Annotated in this window: 8 tRNA genes; all 8 read right to left on the reverse strand. The window is 51.6% G+C overall.

Annotated elements, in window-relative coordinates:
- Window positions 1–6 precede the first annotated feature (6 nt).
- Window positions 7–80: transfer RNA gene (locus AB2B50_RS09625), tRNA-Pro, on the reverse strand.
- A gap of 15 nt (window positions 81–95) precedes the next feature.
- Window positions 96–169, reverse strand: a tRNA-Arg gene (locus AB2B50_RS09630).
- Between the two features lie 8 nt (window positions 170–177).
- Window positions 178–263: transfer RNA gene (locus AB2B50_RS09635), tRNA-Leu, on the reverse strand.
- Between the two features lie 7 nt (window positions 264–270).
- Window positions 271–342: transfer RNA gene (locus AB2B50_RS09640), tRNA-Gly, on the reverse strand.
- A gap of 26 nt (window positions 343–368) precedes the next feature.
- Window positions 369–441, reverse strand: a tRNA-Thr gene (locus AB2B50_RS09645).
- Between the two features lie 12 nt (window positions 442–453).
- A tRNA-Leu gene (locus tag AB2B50_RS09650) sits at window positions 454–535 on the reverse strand.
- Window positions 536–540: 5 nt separating this feature from the next.
- Window positions 541–613 (reverse strand) — tRNA-Lys (locus tag AB2B50_RS09655).
- Window positions 614–637: 24 nt separating this feature from the next.
- A tRNA-Asp gene (locus AB2B50_RS09660) sits at window positions 638–710 on the reverse strand.
- Window positions 711–756: the final 46 nt, after the last annotated feature.

Consider the following 756-nt stretch of genomic DNA (forward strand, 5'->3'; position numbering starts at 1 on the left):
CATCAATCGGGAAGACAGGATTCGAACCTGCGACACCTTGGTCCCAAACCAAGTACTCTACCAAGCTGAGCTACTTCCCGAGTTAAATAGAAAAATGCACCCTAGAGGAGTCGAACCTCTAACCGCCTGATTCGTAGTCAGGTACTCTATCCAGTTGAGCTAAGGGTGCTCATTATATGCCGAGGACCGGGATCGAACCGGTACGATCGTTACCAATCGCAGGATTTTAAGTCCTGTGCGTCTGCCAGTTCCGCCACCCCGGCCTCTCTAAGCGAACGACGGGATTCGAACCCGCGACCCCCACCTTGGCAAGGTGGTGTTCTACCACTGAACTACGTTCGCATCGACCTCTTGGTTACATTAAAAAATGCCGGCTACATGACTTGAACACGCGACCCTCTGATTACAAATCAGATGCTCTACCAACTGAGCTAAGCCGGCTTATTTCTATTATGCGGGTTAAGGGACTTGAACCCCCACGCCGTTAAGCGCCAGATCCTAAATCTGGTGCGTCTGCCAATTCCGCCAAACCCGCAATGATGACCCGTACTGGGCTCGAACCAGTGACCCATTGATTAAAAGTCAATTGCTCTACCAACTGAGCTAACGAGTCTAAAATAACTTCCGTTATCTTAAACGGTCCCGACGGGAATCGAACCCGCGATCTTCGCCGTGACAGGGCGACGTGATAACCGCTACACTACGGGACCTATGGGAGTTAACGGGATCGAACCGCTGACCCTCTGCTTGTAAGGC

The sequence above is a fragment of the Streptococcus fermentans genome (assembly GCF_040888305.1).
GTDB lineage: Bacteria > Bacillota > Bacilli > Lactobacillales > Streptococcaceae > Streptococcus > Streptococcus fermentans.